Origin of the sequence: Mesorhizobium sp. WSM4307 (genome assembly GCF_007003945.1) — a bacterium.
Taxonomy (GTDB): Bacteria; Pseudomonadota; Alphaproteobacteria; order Rhizobiales; family Rhizobiaceae; genus Mesorhizobium.
In genome coordinates this window covers 193,541-209,360 of sequence record NZ_VFTB01000004.1, presented here as the reverse complement: position 1 = coordinate 209,360, position 15,820 = coordinate 193,541, and the positions used below count along the sequence as shown (strand labels likewise).

The 15,820-nt window shown below is 63.8% G+C and carries 16 protein-coding genes and 1 other RNA gene; 1 reads left to right on the top strand and 16 read right to left on the bottom strand.

Annotation, left to right across the window (positions count from 1 at the left end; translation table 11 throughout):
- Genes ftsW through mraZ form a run of 9 tightly spaced genes read right to left on the bottom strand, consistent with a single transcriptional unit; the run spans position 1 to position 10,210 of the window.
- Complete coding sequence (ftsW, locus tag FJV83_RS11040) at positions 1-1,152, bottom strand: putative lipid II flippase FtsW (RefSeq protein ID WP_142885112.1); 1,152 nt, start codon at positions 1,150-1,152, stop codon at positions 1-3.
- Positions 1,152-2,552: a UDP-N-acetylmuramoyl-L-alanine--D-glutamate ligase gene (gene murD / locus FJV83_RS11035; protein ID WP_142885110.1), complete on the bottom strand. Its 1,401-nt coding sequence runs from the start codon at positions 2,550-2,552 to the stop codon at positions 1,152-1,154. Before murD ends, ftsW begins: the two co-directional genes overlap by 1 nt.
- Before the next feature lie 11 nt (positions 2,553-2,563).
- On the bottom strand, positions 2,564-3,646 hold the full coding sequence (gene mraY, locus FJV83_RS11030; RefSeq protein WP_010910257.1) for a phospho-N-acetylmuramoyl-pentapeptide-transferase: 1,083 nt from the start codon (positions 3,644-3,646) through the stop codon (positions 2,564-2,566).
- Positions 3,647-3,669: 23 nt separating this feature from the next.
- Positions 3,670-5,127, bottom strand: coding sequence for a UDP-N-acetylmuramoylalanyl-D-glutamyl-2,6-diaminopimelate--D-alanyl-D-alanine ligase (locus FJV83_RS11025; protein ID WP_095773942.1), 1,458 nt, complete (start codon positions 5,125-5,127; stop codon positions 3,670-3,672).
- The gene (locus tag FJV83_RS11020; RefSeq protein WP_095773941.1) at positions 5,124-6,578 is read right to left on the bottom strand and encodes a UDP-N-acetylmuramoyl-L-alanyl-D-glutamate--2,6-diaminopimelate ligase; all 1,455 of its coding nucleotides are present in this window, start codon (positions 6,576-6,578) and stop codon (positions 5,124-5,126) included. The genes FJV83_RS11025 and FJV83_RS11020 overlap by 4 nt, the downstream gene beginning before the upstream one ends.
- A 54-nt stretch (positions 6,579-6,632) precedes the next feature.
- Positions 6,633-8,342 carry a penicillin-binding protein 2 gene (locus FJV83_RS11015; protein WP_095787740.1) on the bottom strand — a complete coding sequence of 570 codons (1,710 nt, stop codon included), beginning with the start codon at positions 8,340-8,342 and terminating at the stop codon, positions 6,633-6,635.
- Positions 8,339-8,734, bottom strand: coding sequence for a hypothetical protein (locus tag FJV83_RS11010; protein WP_095787739.1), 396 nt, complete (start codon positions 8,732-8,734; stop codon positions 8,339-8,341). Before FJV83_RS11010 ends, FJV83_RS11015 begins: the two co-directional genes overlap by 4 nt.
- 4 nt (positions 8,735-8,738) lie before the next feature.
- Positions 8,739-9,755 (bottom strand): 16S rRNA (cytosine(1402)-N(4))-methyltransferase RsmH, encoded by a 1,017-nt coding sequence (gene rsmH / locus FJV83_RS11005; protein WP_142885108.1) that lies wholly within the window; start codon positions 9,753-9,755, stop codon positions 8,739-8,741.
- The gene (gene mraZ, locus FJV83_RS11000) at positions 9,752-10,210 is read right to left on the bottom strand and encodes a division/cell wall cluster transcriptional repressor MraZ (protein WP_095773937.1); all 459 of its coding nucleotides are present in this window, start codon (positions 10,208-10,210) and stop codon (positions 9,752-9,754) included. The genes rsmH and mraZ overlap by 4 nt, the downstream gene beginning before the upstream one ends.
- 406 nt (positions 10,211-10,616) lie before the next feature.
- Here mraZ and FJV83_RS10995 point away from each other — a divergent pair, with 406 nt between their 5' ends.
- The gene (locus tag FJV83_RS10995; RefSeq protein ID WP_142885336.1) at positions 10,617-11,732 is read left to right on the top strand and encodes a cystathionine gamma-lyase; all 1,116 of its coding nucleotides are present in this window, start codon (positions 10,617-10,619) and stop codon (positions 11,730-11,732) included.
- A gap of 8 nt (positions 11,733-11,740) precedes the next feature.
- On the opposite strand, the gene FJV83_RS10990 is transcribed toward FJV83_RS10995, so the two are convergent.
- From FJV83_RS10990 to FJV83_RS10960, 7 genes are all read right to left on the bottom strand, one after another.
- On the bottom strand, positions 11,741-12,088 hold the full coding sequence (locus FJV83_RS10990; RefSeq protein ID WP_142875889.1) for a type II toxin-antitoxin system RelE/ParE family toxin: 348 nt from the start codon (positions 12,086-12,088) through the stop codon (positions 11,741-11,743).
- A complete protein-coding gene (locus FJV83_RS10985) occupies positions 12,036-12,311 on the bottom strand; it encodes a type II toxin-antitoxin system ParD family antitoxin (protein ID WP_095773934.1) in 276 nt (91 codons plus the stop codon). The genes FJV83_RS10990 and FJV83_RS10985 overlap by 53 nt, the downstream gene beginning before the upstream one ends.
- A 167-nt stretch (positions 12,312-12,478) precedes the next feature.
- Positions 12,479-12,878: RNase P RNA component class A (gene rnpB / locus FJV83_RS10980), an RNA gene on the bottom strand.
- 77 nt (positions 12,879-12,955) lie between these two features.
- Positions 12,956-13,660, bottom strand: coding sequence for a transglycosylase SLT domain-containing protein (locus FJV83_RS10975; protein WP_142885106.1), 705 nt, complete (start codon positions 13,658-13,660; stop codon positions 12,956-12,958).
- 209 nt (positions 13,661-13,869) lie between these two features.
- On the bottom strand, positions 13,870-14,625 hold the full coding sequence (locus FJV83_RS10970; RefSeq protein WP_095773932.1) for an N-acetylmuramoyl-L-alanine amidase: 756 nt from the start codon (positions 14,623-14,625) through the stop codon (positions 13,870-13,872).
- Positions 14,622-15,341: a DnaJ family molecular chaperone gene (locus tag FJV83_RS10965; RefSeq protein WP_095773931.1), complete on the bottom strand. Its 720-nt coding sequence runs from the start codon at positions 15,339-15,341 to the stop codon at positions 14,622-14,624. Before FJV83_RS10965 ends, FJV83_RS10970 begins: the two co-directional genes overlap by 4 nt.
- Before the next feature lie 155 nt (positions 15,342-15,496).
- Entirely contained in the window at positions 15,497-15,709 is a 213-nt protein-coding gene (locus FJV83_RS10960; protein WP_019859105.1) for a hypothetical protein, read from the bottom strand.
- Positions 15,710-15,820: the final 111 nt, after the last annotated feature.

Genomic DNA, 15,820 nt, shown 5'->3' with positions numbered 1-15,820 from the left:
TCACTCCGCCGGCAAAGCGCGCCGCGGCAGCGCAAAACCCATCTGCTTGCGCTTCTCCGGCCGCTTGCGCGTCAGCGCCAGCACCATGCCCATCGAAATGGCGATGGCGATCTGCGAGGAGCCGCCATAGGAGATGAAGGGCAGCGTCATGCCCTTGGCGGGCACCAGTTGCAGGTTGACGCACATGTTGATTACGGCCTGCAGGCCGAACACGGTGACGAGGCCGCCGACCGCATAGCGGGTGAAGTCGTCATGTTCCTTGAGCGCCGTGTTTAGGCCGCGCAGCACGATGAATGCGAAGATCGACATGATGAAGAAGCACATGATCAGCCCGAATTCTTCGCCCGCGACCGAGAAGACGAAGTCGGCGTGGCTGTCGGGGATGACCCGCTTGACCGTGCCCTCGCCCGGGCCGACGCCGAACCAGCCGCCATTGATCAGCGCGTCGCGTCCCATGTCGACCTGGAACGTATCGCCTTCGCCGGTGAGGAACTTGTCGATGCGCAAGGCAACGTGCGGAAACACCGTATAGGCGGCGAAGACGCCGCCGACGCCGGCAGCACCCAGCACGATGATCCACAGCCAGGGCAGCCCGGCCATGAAGAACATGATGCCCCAGGTGCCGGTCGTCAGCATGGTCTGGCCGAGATCCGGCTGCGCCACCAGCAGCGACACGACCAGCACCAGCAGCAGCATGGCGAACAAATTGCCGGGAATGTCGGGCTGGCGCTTGTGCTCGGCGAACAGCCAGGCGCACATGATGACGAAGGCCGGCTTCAGGAATTCCGAGGGCTGGATCGACAGGCCGGCGAGCGACACCCAGCGCCGCGCACCCTTCACCTCGACGCCGATATAGAGCACCGCCACCATCAGCACCAGCATGAGGCACAGCATGATCAGCGACATGCGCCGGATCTCCCTGGAATCGAGGAAGGAGACGGCCAGCATCACGCCGAGCGCCGGCACGGTGAAGATGATCTGCCTGGTGGCGAAATGGAAACTGTCGAGGCCGATGCGCTCGGCGACCGCGGGGCTGGCGGCGAAGGACAAGACGATGCCCAGCCCCATCAGCGACAGAAACGCCGCCAGGAACCAGCGATCGATCGTCCACCACCAGGTTGCGACAGGACTTTTATCGAGACGGCTCTGCATTATCGTGCCCCTCCGATGGGTTTGACGCCATCTATAGCGCCCGCAGCTTGCCTGAAGGCTTCGCCGCGAACTTCGAAATTCTTGAACTGGTCGAAACTGGCGCAGGCCGGCGACAACAGCACCACCACCTCGCCACTGCCGTCCTTGGCCGCATCATGGGCGGCGTGCGCGACCGCGGCGGCCAGCGTGCCAGATATTTCGTAAGGCACCGCCTCGCCCAGCGTCGCCGAAAAGGCCGGTGCGGCCTCGCCGATCAGATAGGCCTTGGCGATGCGCGCGAAGAAACCGCGCAGCGGCTCGATGCCGCCCTCCTTGGGCAGGCCGCCGGCGATCCAGTAGATGCGCGGAAAGGTCGACAGCGCGGGGGCGGCCGCGTCGGCATTGGTCGCCTTGGAATCGTTGACGAACAGCACATGGCCCTTGCGGCCGACCTGCTCCATGCGGTGCGCGAGGCCGGGGAAGCTCTCGAGCCCCGACTGGATTTCGCCGAGGTCGAGCCCGACCTTCAGGCAAGCGGCGACCGCGGCAAGCGCGTTCTGCGCATTGTGCTGGCCACGCAGCGAACCGATGCCTTCGAGGAAGGCGACCTTGCTGTAGCGGCCGTGCACGGCCTCCATCAGATTGGTGCCGTCGGCGAAATAGCCGTCGGTCAGCGGCAGCCGCTTGGAAATGCGGATGACGTGCCGCCCTGCCCGCTCCAGCCGCTCGGCGATCTGCGCGCACCAGGAATCGTCGATGCCGATGATCGCCGTCTCGCTGCCCGCCACGAGCCGCTCCTTGATCGAAGCGTAGTGCTGCATGGTGCCGTGGCGATCGAGATGGTCGGGCGTCAGGTTGAGCAGGATGCCGGCGGTCGGATTGATCGAGGGAGCAAGGTCGATCTGGTAGGACGAGCATTCGACGACATAGTGGCGATCCGGCTTCGGCGGATCGAGCGTCATCACCGCGCGGCCGATATTGCCGCCCATCTGGGTGTCGCGGCCGGCCGATTTGAGGATATGCGCCGTCAGCGCGGTGGTGGTCGACTTGCCGTTGGTGCCGGTGATGGCGATGAACGGCGCCGTTGGCGCGCCGAGCGTCCGCTCGCGGCAGAAAAGCTCGATGTCGCCGATGACCTCGACGCCGGCGCCCTTTGCCAGCTCCACCGTCCAATGCGGCTTGGGATGCGTCAGCGGCACGCCCGGCGACAGCACGAAAGCCGAGAATTTCGCCCAGTCGGCGCCTCGCAAATCGGCGGTCGCGATACCGGTGGCGGCCGCCTTGGCGACGCTGTCGGGATTGTCGTCCCAGGCCAGCACCTGCGCCCCGCCCTCGATCAATGCCCGTGCGGTCGCGATCCCCGAGCCGCCGAGCCCGAAGAGCGAAACGTGCTTGCCTGCGAAGGATGCGGCGGGGATCAAGGGAGGGCTTCCTATCTGAGCTTCAGGGTGGAGAGACCGACCAGCGCCAGGATGACGGCGATGATCCAGAACCGGATCACCACCTGGCTCTCGGTCCAGCCGAGCTTTTCGAAATGATGGTGGATCGGCGCCATCAGGAACACGCGCTTGCCGGTCATCTTGAAGTAGCCGACCTGGATGATCACCGACAAAATCTCGACCACGAACAGGCCACCGACGATGACCAGCACGATCTCGTGCTTGGTGGCGACGGCGACTGTGCCGATCAGGCCTCCCATGGCCAGCGAACCGGTGTCGCCCATGAAGATCGCCGCCGGCGGCGCGTTGAACCAGAGGAAGCCGAGGCCGGCGCCGATGACGGCGCCCAGAACGACCGCCAGTTCACCAGTGCCGGGAACGAAATGGATCTGCAGATATTCGGCGAACACCGCATTGCCCGAGAGATAGGCGATGACGCCGAAGGACGCGGCGGCGATCATGATCGGCACGATCGCCAGTCCATCGAGGCCGTCGGTCAGGTTCACCGCATTGCCGGCGCCGACGATGACGAAGCAGGAGAACGGGATGAAGAACCAGCCGAGGTTGATGATGAATTCCTTGGCGAAGGGAAATGTCAGCGACGAGGAGAACGGCGCCTGGCCGTTATGCATGATCACCCAGGCGGCGATGCCGGCGATGATGAATTCCAGCCCCAGCCGCGCCTTGCCGGAGAAGCCGAGATGCGACTGCTTGGTCACCTTCAGATAGTCGTCATAGAAGCCGATCGAGCCGAAGCCCAGCGTCACCAGCAGCACCACCCAGACATAGATGCTCGACAGGTTCGCCCACAGGAGCGAAGAGCCGATGATGCCCGACAGGATCATCAGCCCGCCCATGGTCGGCGTACCCGCCTTCTTGAAATGCGTCTGCGGCCCGTCGGCGCGGATCGGCTGGCCCTTGCCTTGCCGTAGCCGCAGCGAATTGATGATGGTCGGCCCGAAGATGAAGACGATCAGCGCCGAGGTGATCAGCGCCCCGCCGGTGCGGAACGTGATGTAGCGGAAGACATTGAAGACCGAGATCTTGTCCGCGAAATCGACCAGCAGTGTAAACATGCGCTTTCGTCCCCCGACTTGACCTAGGTCAGTTTGCTGGTTGTCGTTTCAGCCGGGTACTTGCCCAGCAGCGCATCGACCAGTTTTGCAAAACCGATGCCCTTCGACGATTTGATCATCACCACGTCGCCAGGCTTCAGCGCGGCAAGCAGCACCGGCTTCAATTCCTCGACGCCGGCGCGGTATTCCGTCTTGATGTCGCCCGGTAGCGCTTCCGCCAGTGCCCGCATTTGGGGGCCGCCGAGAAACACTGTCTGCGTGCCGGTGCCAACGATGAGATCGGCAAGGGCGGCATGCAGCTTGGCCGAATGCTCGCCGAGTTCCAGCATGTCGCCGAGCACGGCGATGCGGCGCCCCTCACCCGTCACCGGCGTCGCGTTGAGCAGCGCCATGGCCGCCGCCATCGAGGCCGGATTGGCATTGTAGCTCTCGTCGATCAGCGTGATCGGGCCACCGGGGTGGCTCGAAGTCGAGCCACCGGGATGTCGCAACACATGGCGCTTGCCGCGACCGCGCTCTGCCGAGAGATCGGCCAGGGCCAGGGCCACCTTGTCGAGATCGGCGCCGACCAGTTGCGCCGCGCCCAGCACCGCCAGCACGTTCTGCACCATGTGCCGGCCGGGCACACCGATGCGGGCGATCATGTCATGGCCGCCGATCCGGGCGGCGATGTCGGAATGGTCGGCATGCAACTCGCATTTGGTGAGCTTGAAGGTCGAGCGCGCATTCTCGCCGAAGCCGTACACATGCTCTACGCCGGCGGCATGCGCCATCTTGTCGAGCAGCTTGAAGCGCGCATCGTCGCGGTTGAGGACGGCTGCGCCTTCGGGCTCCAGCCCTTCGAAAATCTCGGCCTTGGCCTTGGCGATCTCGTCCAGATTGCGGAAGAAGCCGAGATGCGCCGCAGCGATCATGGTGACGATGGCGACATGCGGCCGCACCATCTTCACCAACGGCCGGATCTCGTCGGGATGGTTCATGCCGATCTCGAACACGGCATAGTCGCAATCATCGGGCATGCGCGCCAGCGTCAGCGGCACCCCCCAATGATTGTTGAAGGACTGTGCCGAGGCATGCACCTTGCCGACCGCCGACAGCACATGGCGCAGCGCTTCCTTGGTGGTGGTCTTGCCGGCCGAACCGGTCACCGCGATGATCTTGGCCTGGGAACGGGCGCGCGCCGCGACACCAAGCTTTTCCAACGCGACCAGCACATCCTCGACGACGATGATTGGCGCCGTCAGCCGGCCGAGCGACGGCAGCTTGCCTTCCGCCACCACCAGCACACCGGCGCCGGCCTTGATGGCCGCGGTGGCGAAGTCGTGGCCATCCATCGCCTCGCCCTTGATGGCGAAGAAGGCGTCACCCGGCTGTAGGCTGCGGCTGTCGATCGAAATGCCCGATATGCCCTCGGGCATAGGCCCGAGCGGCCGCCCGTCCATGGCGGCAACCAGCGCGTCGGAGGTCCACAGCAAACTCATGCGGCACGCTCCCGCAGCGCCGCGCGGACTTCCTCGTGGTCGGAGAAATGCAGGGTTTCGGAGCCGATCATCTGGCCTTCCTCATGACCCTTGCCGGCGACGATCAGCGTGTCGCCGGCATGAAGCATGCCGACAGCCTCGTGGATCGCCTTGCGCCGGTCGCCGATTTCGATGGCGCCGGGGGCAGCGGCCAGAATGGCGGCGCGGATCGTCTCGGGCACTTCCGAGCGTGGATTGTCGTCGGTGACGATGACGACATCCGCAAGCCGGGTGGCGATTTCGCCCATGATCGGCCTTTTGCCCCGGTCGCGGTCGCCGCCGCAGCCGAACACGACCATGACGCGGCCGGTGGTGAACGGACGCACCGAAGCCAGCACGTTTTCCAGCGCATCGGGCTTGTGGGCGTAGTCGACATAGACCGGCGCACCGCTGGCGGTGGTGCCGACCAGGTCGAGCCGCCCCGGCGCGCCCTTCAATTTTTCCAATGCGGCCAAGGCCTTGGCGACGGGTGTTCCGGTGGAAATGGCAAGCCCTGCAGAAACCAGCGCGTTCGAAATCTGGAAATCGCCGGCCAGCGGCAAGTCGATTTCGTAAAGCACGCCCTCGGCCTCCACCTCGGCGCGCTGGCGATGGCGTTCGTGCTCGACCCGCTTCAGCGTGAGGAAATCGCCATGGCGGCCAACCGTCAGCACATTGAGCCCGGCGGCCTTCGCCGCCTGGATCGTCGGTGCCGACCACGGATCGTCGGCGAAGATGACCGCCGGCGCGCCCTTCGGCAGCAGCGTGTCGAACAGGCGCAGTTTGGCGCGATGATAATCCTCGACCGTCGGATGGTAATCCATGTGGTCGCGGCCAAGGTTGGTGAAGCCGCCGGCGGCGAGCTTCACGCCGTCGAGACGGCGCTGGTCGAGCCCATGGCTGGAGGCTTCCATCGAAGCATGGGTGACGCCGGCATCGGCCAATTCCCGCAGCAATTGGTGCAGGGCGACGGGATCTGGCGTAGTCAGCGAGCCATACTCGTTGCGGCCTGGCGCCACCACGCCGGTGGTGCCGATCGAAGCCGCGGCGTAGCCCGCCTGCTCCCAGATCTGCCTGGTGAAGGCGGCGACCGAGGTCTTGCCGCTGGTGCCGGTCACCGCCACCATGGTCTGCGGCTGCTTGCCGAAAAAGCGGGAAGCACTCAATGCCAACGCCAGGCGCGGATCGTCGACCGCCAGCACAGGAACCGGCAGTTCGGCAACGGAACTGCCCTTGACTGTCACGATCGCCAGCGCGCCGCGCCTGGCCGCGTCGGCGGCATAGGCCGCGCCGTCCGCCTTGGTGCCGGCGAGCGCAAAAAAGACGACGCCCGGTTTTACCTGGCGGGAATCGGACGAAATCCCGGTAACCTCCAGATCGGCGGAAGCTGTTCCTTCGACTGGCAGGACACCGGCTAGATCTCTGAGCTTCATCGAGTTCCGTTCACCGCAATAAAATAGCGCGCAGTCGCCGGCGCGCCCTAAGAATCACTCGTAGGAAACCAACGTTGCACCATTTTCATGGCTGAAATCTGGTTTCACGCCAAGCATGGCCGCCGACCGCCTGATGATATTACCCGCTATGACCCCCGCATTCGCGGCCGCGACGTCGGTCATCCCAGGCTTTTCCGGGTGCGGGGCGTCGGCAATCGTGAACACCAGATATTGCGGATCGTCCATTGGAAATGCGGCGACAAAGGTATTGAAATTCAGGTCTTTGGAGTAGCGGCCGTTGATGACCTTCTCGGCCGTTCCGGTCTTGCCACCAACGCGGTAGCCGGGGACTCTGGCGTTTCTGGCCGAGCCCTTCTCGGCATTGAGCGAATAGAGGTAGCGCATGCCCTCGACCGTCTTTTCGTTGACGACTTTCTTGGCAATCGCCATCGCTTCCTGCTGCGTGCGCACCAGGAAGGTCGGATTCATCAAATAGCCGCCATTCATCAGTGCCGCGCAGCCGACAGCCGCCTGGAGCGGGGTCGTCGATACGCCATGGCCGAAGGCGATGGTAAACGAATTGACCTGTTTCCAGACCTTCGGTTCGGTCGGGCGGGCGACTTCCGGCAGTTCGGTCTGCATCCTTTCCAGGATGCCAAGACGATGCAGGAATTCCCGGTGACCTTCGATGCCCACCAGTTCGGCCTCCCTGGCCGACCCGATGTTGGACGAATAGAGGAACACCTCCGGCAAGGACAGCACACGATTCTTGCCATGGAAATCGTGAATGGCCTGATGGCCGACCCGGATCGGATGCGAAGCGTCGAAACGACTGTTCATCGTCGCCTTGCCGGAATCGAGCGCCATGGCCGAGGTGAAGCTCTTGAAGGTCGAGCCCATCTCATAGAGGCCCGCCGACATCCGGTTCAGCCGATCCTTTTCCTGTGCATTGTAAGGATTGTTCGGATCGAAATCCGGCACCGAGGCCATGGCCACCACTTCGCCGGTCTTGACGTTGAGCACGACGGCGCCGGCGCCGAGCGCGCGATAGCGCTCCAGGCCGGCGGCTATTTCGTCGCGCACCACATGCTGGACGCGCAGATCGATCGACAGCTTCACCGGCTTGAGATCCTTGGCCACCGCCAGGCCCGACGCCTGCAGGTCGCTCAGGCCCTGCTCGTCGATATATTTCTCCATGCCGGAGATGCCCTGGTTGTCGATGTTGGTCAGGCCGACAATGTAGGACGAGGTTTCGCCGCTCGGATAGAAGCGGCGCTTCTCCGTGCGGAAGCCGAAACCGGGAATGCCGAGCTGCATGATGTCGGCCTGCTGCTTGGGTGTCAGCTGCCGCTGCAGCCACACGAAGCCGGCGCCGCTCTTGAGCTTGTGGTAGGTCTGCTCGTAATCGATCTCGGGCAGCACCGTCGACAGCTTCTCGATAGCCTCGTCGGCGTCGACGATGCGGCGCGGCTCGGCAAACAGCGACGCCGTCTTGATGTCGGTCGCCAGCACTTCGCCATTGCGGTCGACAATGTCGGGCCGCGAGGCGGTGATCCGGCTCTGCGGCCCCCCCGACAGGTCAGGCGTCTGGAAGCCGAGATAGACCAATCGCCCTGAAATGGTCGAGAAGATGCCGAAGAACACCGCCATCGTCATCACGATGCGCGCCTTGCCCTTGCCGCCGGTCGCCTTGCGTGCGCCCTCGACGACGATCGATCCGTCTTCACCCGTCCTTGCGCGACGCTTCAGCAGTTTGCCGATCATTGGGCGATGCCTCCGGTCACGACGGGATCCTTGCCGTCGGCAGGCGCCTTGTCGGAATTGTCGGCCATGCCGCCCTGGCGTCCGTTCAGAATGTCCTGGATGTCCAGGGCCTTGGCCGGCAGGTCGCCCAAGCCGACGATCTGGCGGGCGCTGACCGGCTCGAGCGCGAGCTGTGACTTGTAGAGTTCGGCGAGCTTCTGCAGCCGCGACGGCTGCGTGAGCAGGCTCCAGTCCGCCTTGAGCAGGTCGATCGTCTCCTCCTCATAGCGTATCTGGTTGTGGATCTTCTGCACCGCCGCCAACTGGTCCTCGGCCTCGCGCTTGGTCTTGTAGGTCAGGGCCGCCGCCGAAACCATGACGGCGATCAGGACAATGTCGCTGGTACGGAACACGTGCTTACCTCTCCCCCGGCCGGTCGATGCCGGGAAGCTTTGGAAGGCCGAAAATCGAAAAATCGCCGGCGCGTGCCGGCGCCTCGGTGCGGATCGCCGCGCGCAGCCTGGCCGAGCGGGCGCGCGGATTGGCAGCGACCTCGGCATCATCAGCCGTCACGCCGCCACCGGCCTTGCGGAAGGTCGCCGTGCGCGCATGCGCCTCGGGCAGGTGACGTGATCCCGTGGCGACGTCGGCACGGTCGGCGATGAAGCGCTTGACGATGCGGTCTTCCAGCGAATGGAACGTCACCACGGCGAGCCGCCCGCCCGGCTTCAGCGCGCGTTCGGCCGCGAACAACGCCTTGGCCAGTTCACCGAGTTCGTCATTGACGAAGATGCGCAGCGCCTGGAAGACGCGGGTCGCAGGGTGGATCTTGTCCTTCGGCGCGCGGCCAATATGCGTTTCGATGGCGTCGGCCAGTTCCAGCGTGCGCTCGAATGGCTTCTTTTCGCGGCGCGCCTCGATCATGCGGGCGATGCGGCCGGCGTGACGCTCCTCGCCGAGGAAGCCGAAGATGCGGGCAAGGTCGCCCGGCTTGAAGCTGTTGACGACATCCGCCGCACTCAGGCCCGCCTGCGCCATGCGCATGTCGAGCGGCCCGTCGAGGCGGAAGGAAAAGCCGCGCTCGGCCTGGTCGAGTTGCATGGAGGACACGCCAATGTCGAGCACGACGCCGTCGGCGCTTTCGACATGCTCGTCCAGCGTCGAGAACGGCGCCTGCACCAGCCTCAGCCTGCCGCCCGATTGTGCCTCGATATCGCGCCCGGCGGCGATCGCGTCGGGATCGCGGTCGATGGCGACGACGGAAGCGCCGGTCGCCAGAATGGCCTTGGTGTAGCCGCCGGCGCCGAACGTGCCGTCGATGATGATGTCGCCCTCCGCCGGCGCCAGTGCCTCGAGCACTTCGCCAAGGAGGACCGGAATGTGGCGGACCGATCCGCCAACGGCGTGGACGTCATCGCCGTGGCCCGCCGTCATTCCGGTCGCTCCCCAGGCTTCGTCCCCTGCCGAAGCTGCAAAAGCCTGGCCCGCGCCTGCGCCCCATAGGCCGCAAGTCGTCCCGGCTCCCAGATCTGAAAGAAATTGCCGCGCCCGACAAAGGCCACTTCCGCCGAGATGCCGGTATGCTCGCGAATGAAATCGCTCATCGTGATGCGGCCGTCCTGGTCGAGTTTCAGGAACGCTCCGTCGCCATGGCAGAAGAACGACATGTCGTCCGCCGCCTGCAGAAAGGGATCTTCCTGCGCGATACGCTGCTCGTAACGGTCGAGCAGATCCAGCCCGCCGACATCCATCGCCGGCAGATCCAGGCAGCGCAATGCATAGAGTTCCGAATAGCCGCGCTTCTGCACGACGGCGCGGAAATGCGCCGGAACGGACACCCGCCCCTTCGCATCGATCCTGCTCACCGTGTTCGACAGAAACCGGTCCATTAAACACTACGGCCGCTTGCGCCGCCGCACCCCTCTTCATCGTCTCGCACGCGCCGCCGCTGCGCGTTCCCTGCCCCGTATCAGCCTCGCGCGCACGGGCAAAAACCGGCAAACGCGCAGCCGCCGCGGCTGCCCGACTGGCGTACGCTTTACCCTGACGCGGAACGAAGGCTGTGATGTCTCGATGGGATATCATGGGGCACTATGGGCGTCAACGGGAATAGGCTTCATAAACACGCGCATCGCGACCAATCCGAGCAGCCGTTACGGCACGTCCCGTCTTTATGATCCATTAAGCCTAACGAAGCGTTTAGAGCCCGCTGGCCCAAAAGACCTGGCTTGCCGCCGATCACCCGCGCGCATAGCGTCGAGCGACGTCTTCCGCCCAAAAACAAGGATCGAGCTCATGTCCGAGACGGCAAAGTCACGCGCCGCCGTACTTTCTCATTTGCGCAGCCGCGATTTCGCCAGTGGCGATCCGATCCCCTTGCCGCTGACCATGGCGTCGATCTTTCACACGCCGGGTGTAGAGACCGGGGTCGATCAATATGGCCGCTACGACAATCCAACCTGGCGCGCCGTGGAACATGTGCTCGGCCATTTGGAAGATGCGCAATGCGTGAGTTTTCCCTCTGGAATGGGCGCGATTTCGTCGGTGTTTTTCGCGCTCCTGAAATCAGGCGATCGCGTGCTCCTGCCGGCGGACGGCTATCATGCGACGCGCGCGATGGCCGAACGCTTCCTGAAGCCGCTCGGCATCACCTGCGATACCAGGCCGACGCCGACCTTCCTTGACGGCGGCTTCAAAGGCTTTTCGCTGGTCTTCGTGGAAACCCCGTCCAATCCGCGGCTGGACATCTGCGATATCTCGGCGATTGCCAAGGCTGTCCACGAACAAGGCGGGCTCCTTGTCATCGACAACACGACGATGACGCCATTCGGCCAGCGTCCGCTCGACTTCGGCGCCGATGTCGTCGTCTCCGCCGACACCAAGGCGGTCAACGGCCATTCGGACGTGCTGTTCGGCCACGTCGCCAGCCGCGACGCCGACATCATCACCAAGGTGACGGACTGGCGGGCAATGGCCGGCGGCATTCCCGGGCCGTTCGAGGCATGGCTGGTGCATCGCGGCCTCGAAACACTGGAAGTGCGCTTCGACCGCATGTGCTCGTCCGCCGAAACGATCGCGCAGCGGCTGAGAGAACATCGCGCGGTGCGTGGCCTGCGTTTTCCCGGCCTGAACGGCGACCCGTCGCACAACCTCGCCCGCGCCCAGATGGAGCGCTTCGGCTTCCTCATCTCCTTCGAGCTCGCGTCCGAGAACAAGGCCGAGGATTTCATCAACAATTGCCCATTGATAGAGGCCGCGACCTCCTTCGGCGGCGTCCACACTTCGGCCGAGCGGCGCTCGAAGCGAGGCGATGCGGTACCGCCCGGCTTTGTACGTCTGTCAGTCGGCTGCGAACCGGTGGAAGAACTCTGGAAGGCCATCGAGACGTCGCTGGACGGGATCAGCGCCTGACAGGCCGATCACGAACCGAGGTCGTCGGCCTCGATGTTGCGATGGCCGTGCAGCACGCGAAGAATTTCGATCGCGTCGTCGCCGACGCGATACAGAGTGAGATACTCGCCGACGACCAGATGACGGATGCCAGGCCCAATGTCGTCACGTGGCGCGCCTGAGGAGGGAAAGGAAGCCAGTTGCTGCCACCGCGCCTCGAAGCGGTCGAGCAGCCGATCGGCTGCGGCCTCGTTGTCGCGCGCAACATGAAGCCAGATCGCGATCAGATCGTCTTCCGTGCGTTCTGGACGATGGGCAGAAAATTCATGCCGCGTCGTCAGATCGCAAGCGTCTCCGTGCCTCGGCCTTGATTTCATCCATCGATGCAAATCGTCCCGGCCCGCTGTCGATCCCTTCCTGCACCAACTTGCGTAGTTCCTCGATCGTATAGCCGAAGAGATCGCGACGGTCCTTCCACTGCCGCAGCGCATCGCGGATGACCTCGCTCGCCGAGGCATATTCGCCGGCGGCGACCACGTCGTCCACCGCTTGCGCCAGTTCCGGCGAGAGCGTGATGCTGCGCTTGTCGACCTGTCCCATGATAGGGCTCCCGATATCGTTCTCGGACCACAGTAGGATTTAATCGCACCAGCTTCAAGTGAGGCCGAGCTGAGTTCTTGTAGGCGAATAGCCGAAAAGACTTGAATCGACAGGCGCGCCCGAGGGCGCAACCTGCTGATCTCAAAGGACTTCTCTTCGAGGACGAAACTGCCAGCTGGCCTGTAAGCCGGGTTCTGTATGGCCCTCGCCCCTTGCGGGACGAGAACGTGGCGACCATTCATCTTGGGCGCATGTTGCCATGCGCCTCACGCAACCTACCCGGACGGTGAGCCGGAAACAGCCCTCGAGGGTTTCCCCTCGCACCGCCCCTATTCGGTTTTGCTCCCGGTGGGGTTTACCGTGCCGCTCCTGTTGCCAGTCGCGCGGTGGGCTCTTACCCCACCCTTTCACCCTTACCCCGACAAAGTCGTGGCGGTTTGCTTTCTGTGGCACTTTCCCTGGGGTCGCCCCCGCCGGCCATTAACCGGCACCGTGTCTCCATGGAGCCCGGACTTTCCTCACTCGCGGCCTTTCGGCGTTTGCGAGTGCGGCCGCCCAGCCAGCTGGCAAGGCGTATAAAGGGGTTCAGCCGGGAAAACGCAAATGAAAAAGCCGGCTTGTCCGCCGGCTCTCGCAACTTGCTATCAGAGCGCGGCCATCTGAACCTTGACCTTGCTGCAATAGGCGGCCGAGATCGGGTTCATCCGCGTCGCGGCATGGCCGGCATTGTATTTCAGGATCGTGCCACAGGTCGTGCCACCGCCAAGGTTCTGCGCCAGAGCGAGATACTTCATGCCGTATTTGATGTTGGTGTCGGGATCGAACAGCCCCTTGGCCGAACCGTTGTAGCCCATCATCCGCGCCGTCGCCGGCTTGATCTGCATCAGGCCGATCTCGCCGGCGCTGCCGACCATGTTCGGCCGGTAGTTGCTCTCGATCGTGATGACGGCGTTGGCCAGCGACACCGGAACGCCGTAGCTTGCCGCATAGCGGGCAACGATCGCGGAATACTGGCCGCTGCTGGCCACTGCTGCCGTCGACGCAGCGACGTTCCTGAGACCGATCGATGCCGTTGTCGTCATGTCGACGGTCTTGCGGCCACGCGTCGTCCGTCTTTTGGCGGAGGATTTCTTCGCCTTGATCGAGCTGGCTTTTTCCACCTTGGCGGAAGCCTGCTTCGCCGTTGCCTTCAGGCTGCTGCTGCTTTTGGCTGAAGTGGCCTTGCCCTTGGTCACCGCGACGAGCCCCTGATCGGCCCGGGGGCTCCATGTCGCGGCATCAGCCGCGCTGAAGGCAAAAGTCACTACGCCGGCAGCAAGAGCTGCCGTTACAACGGTCAATTTCTGCATGTGATCCTGTTCTGTCTGGACCACGCGAAGATATTCACGTGGCGCTGCTTGATTAATAGCGGAACATCCGGGGGCTGGAGATCCGACAAACTGTACGAATTGCCCTTTGAGGCCCGAATTGGCGCCAATGAAGGCGGGGCAAGTCACTTTGAGTGACAGTTTGTAACCTGACAGGGGAAAAGATTACTTGGGCGGCGCCTTGCCCCGTGTTATCCGCTCACCGAGGCAAGCAACTTCTGCAGCGTGCGCATGGTCGAGCCATCAGCCAGCCCATCGACCAGACGGGGCCGAAAATGCCGCTGGAACGCCTCGACGACAATCCGCGTCTGATGGTCGAAAACACCCGATATCTCGACGCCATAGCCATAGAGCGTCAGCATGGACTGCAACGCCTCGACATCGGTACCGCTGTCGCCGGGCTTCAGCGCGGTCCCGCGCCTGATGGGTGCGGCCGGCACGAGGTGGCCGACACCGGCCATGAACAGGGCGGCCCATGGGAACTTCTCGCCCGGATCGATCTTACGGCCCGGTGCCACGTCGGAATGCGCCAGCACCCGCATGGCGGGGATCGCATGCCGCGCGGTAATTCCCTTGCACAGGCCGATCACCGCCTCGATCTGGCGCCGGGGAAACCCGGCATAGCCCAGCGAATGGCCAGGATTGACGATCTCGATGCCCACCGAGCAGGAATTGATATCGGTGCGTCCGAACCAGGAACTCTTGCCGGCGTGCCAGGCGCGGTCGCTTTCCCGGACCATCTGCACGATGTGGCCGTTCTCATGCACGAGATAGTGCGATGAAACCTCGCTCGCCGGATCGCATAGCCACGCTTCCGCCCCGGCGCCGGTCGCCATGCCGGTGTAGTGCAGCACGATCATGTCGGGTTTCAGCGCATCACGCCTTGGCCCAAAATTCGGCGATACCCTGACCTCGGCGCTCGGCTCGTCGGGCAGGAAGCCGCTCATGCGTGCCGCAGGCCCCGCTCAATCATTTCATAGGCGGCGTTGATAGCCGCGACCCTGGTGGTGGCGATCTTGATGAATTCCTGCGGCAGGCCACGCGCGATCAGCCGGTCGGGATGGTTGTCTGAGACCAGCTTGCGGTAGCGCTTCCTGACCTCCTCGAACGGCCGGCCGCGCTCGATGCCGAGCACGACATAGGGATCGCCGGCGCCAAGATTGACGTGCCGGGCCAGGATCGACTCGTAATGCGCCTCTTCGATGCGGAAGATCTCGGCGATACGGTGCAGGAAGATGCCTTCGCGTTCATGCACCAGCCCATCGGCCTTGGCGATGTGGAACAGGCCGTCGAGTATGTCTTCCAGCATCACGCAATTGGAATGTCCCGAACCGCACAATTGCGCCATGCGCTCGGCATAGGTTTCGAAACCAGCCACGTCCCGCTGGGCGAGATCGAACAGCCGCGCGACGTTGCGCGTCTCCTTGGGCGGCACTTCGAATATTTCCTGGAAGGCGCGAACCTCGTCCTGGGTGACGATGCCGTCTGCCTTGGCCATCTTGGCCGAGAGCGCGATCATCGCCACGGAAAAGGCGACGCGGCGGCGCAGGTCCGCATCGCCGGAAAAAACCGTGCGCACGGCCTCCACCACATCGGCAACGCCCGACGAGGCTGAAGACGATACCCGCGTGATGAAGTCGCCGAGGCGGTCCCAAATCGACATGGCCGCTTCTTAGAGCGAACCGGTCCATGCTATCAAGCCAATAACGGGGTTGTGAACGACAGCCGCCCCGACAGATCGATGGATCGGCCCGTGAAAAAGGCCGGCATCATGCCGGCCTTTCTCCCAAGACACGCTTACTGCTTACTCACTACAAGCTACTGCGCAGGCGCAGGAGCAGGCGTTGCCGGAGCCGGCTCGGCGGGCTTGGTCGAATTATCGGCCGGAGCCGCGGGCTTCATCGGCTGCTCAGCAGCAGGCGGATTGGTGCTCTGCGTGGTGGTGGTGTCAGTGCCCTTGCCGCTGTCGCTGCAGGCCGCGACGCCCAGCAGGGCAAGGGCGGACACGGAAGCCAGAATGAGCTTTTTCATAATATCTCTCCTTCAACACACGCTCACGTTGCGGTGAACGGTCGCAGAGGAAATGCGCGACACGGTCATGAGTTTCGTAACGTTGCGTTTCCGCGTGTAACATCAACGGGA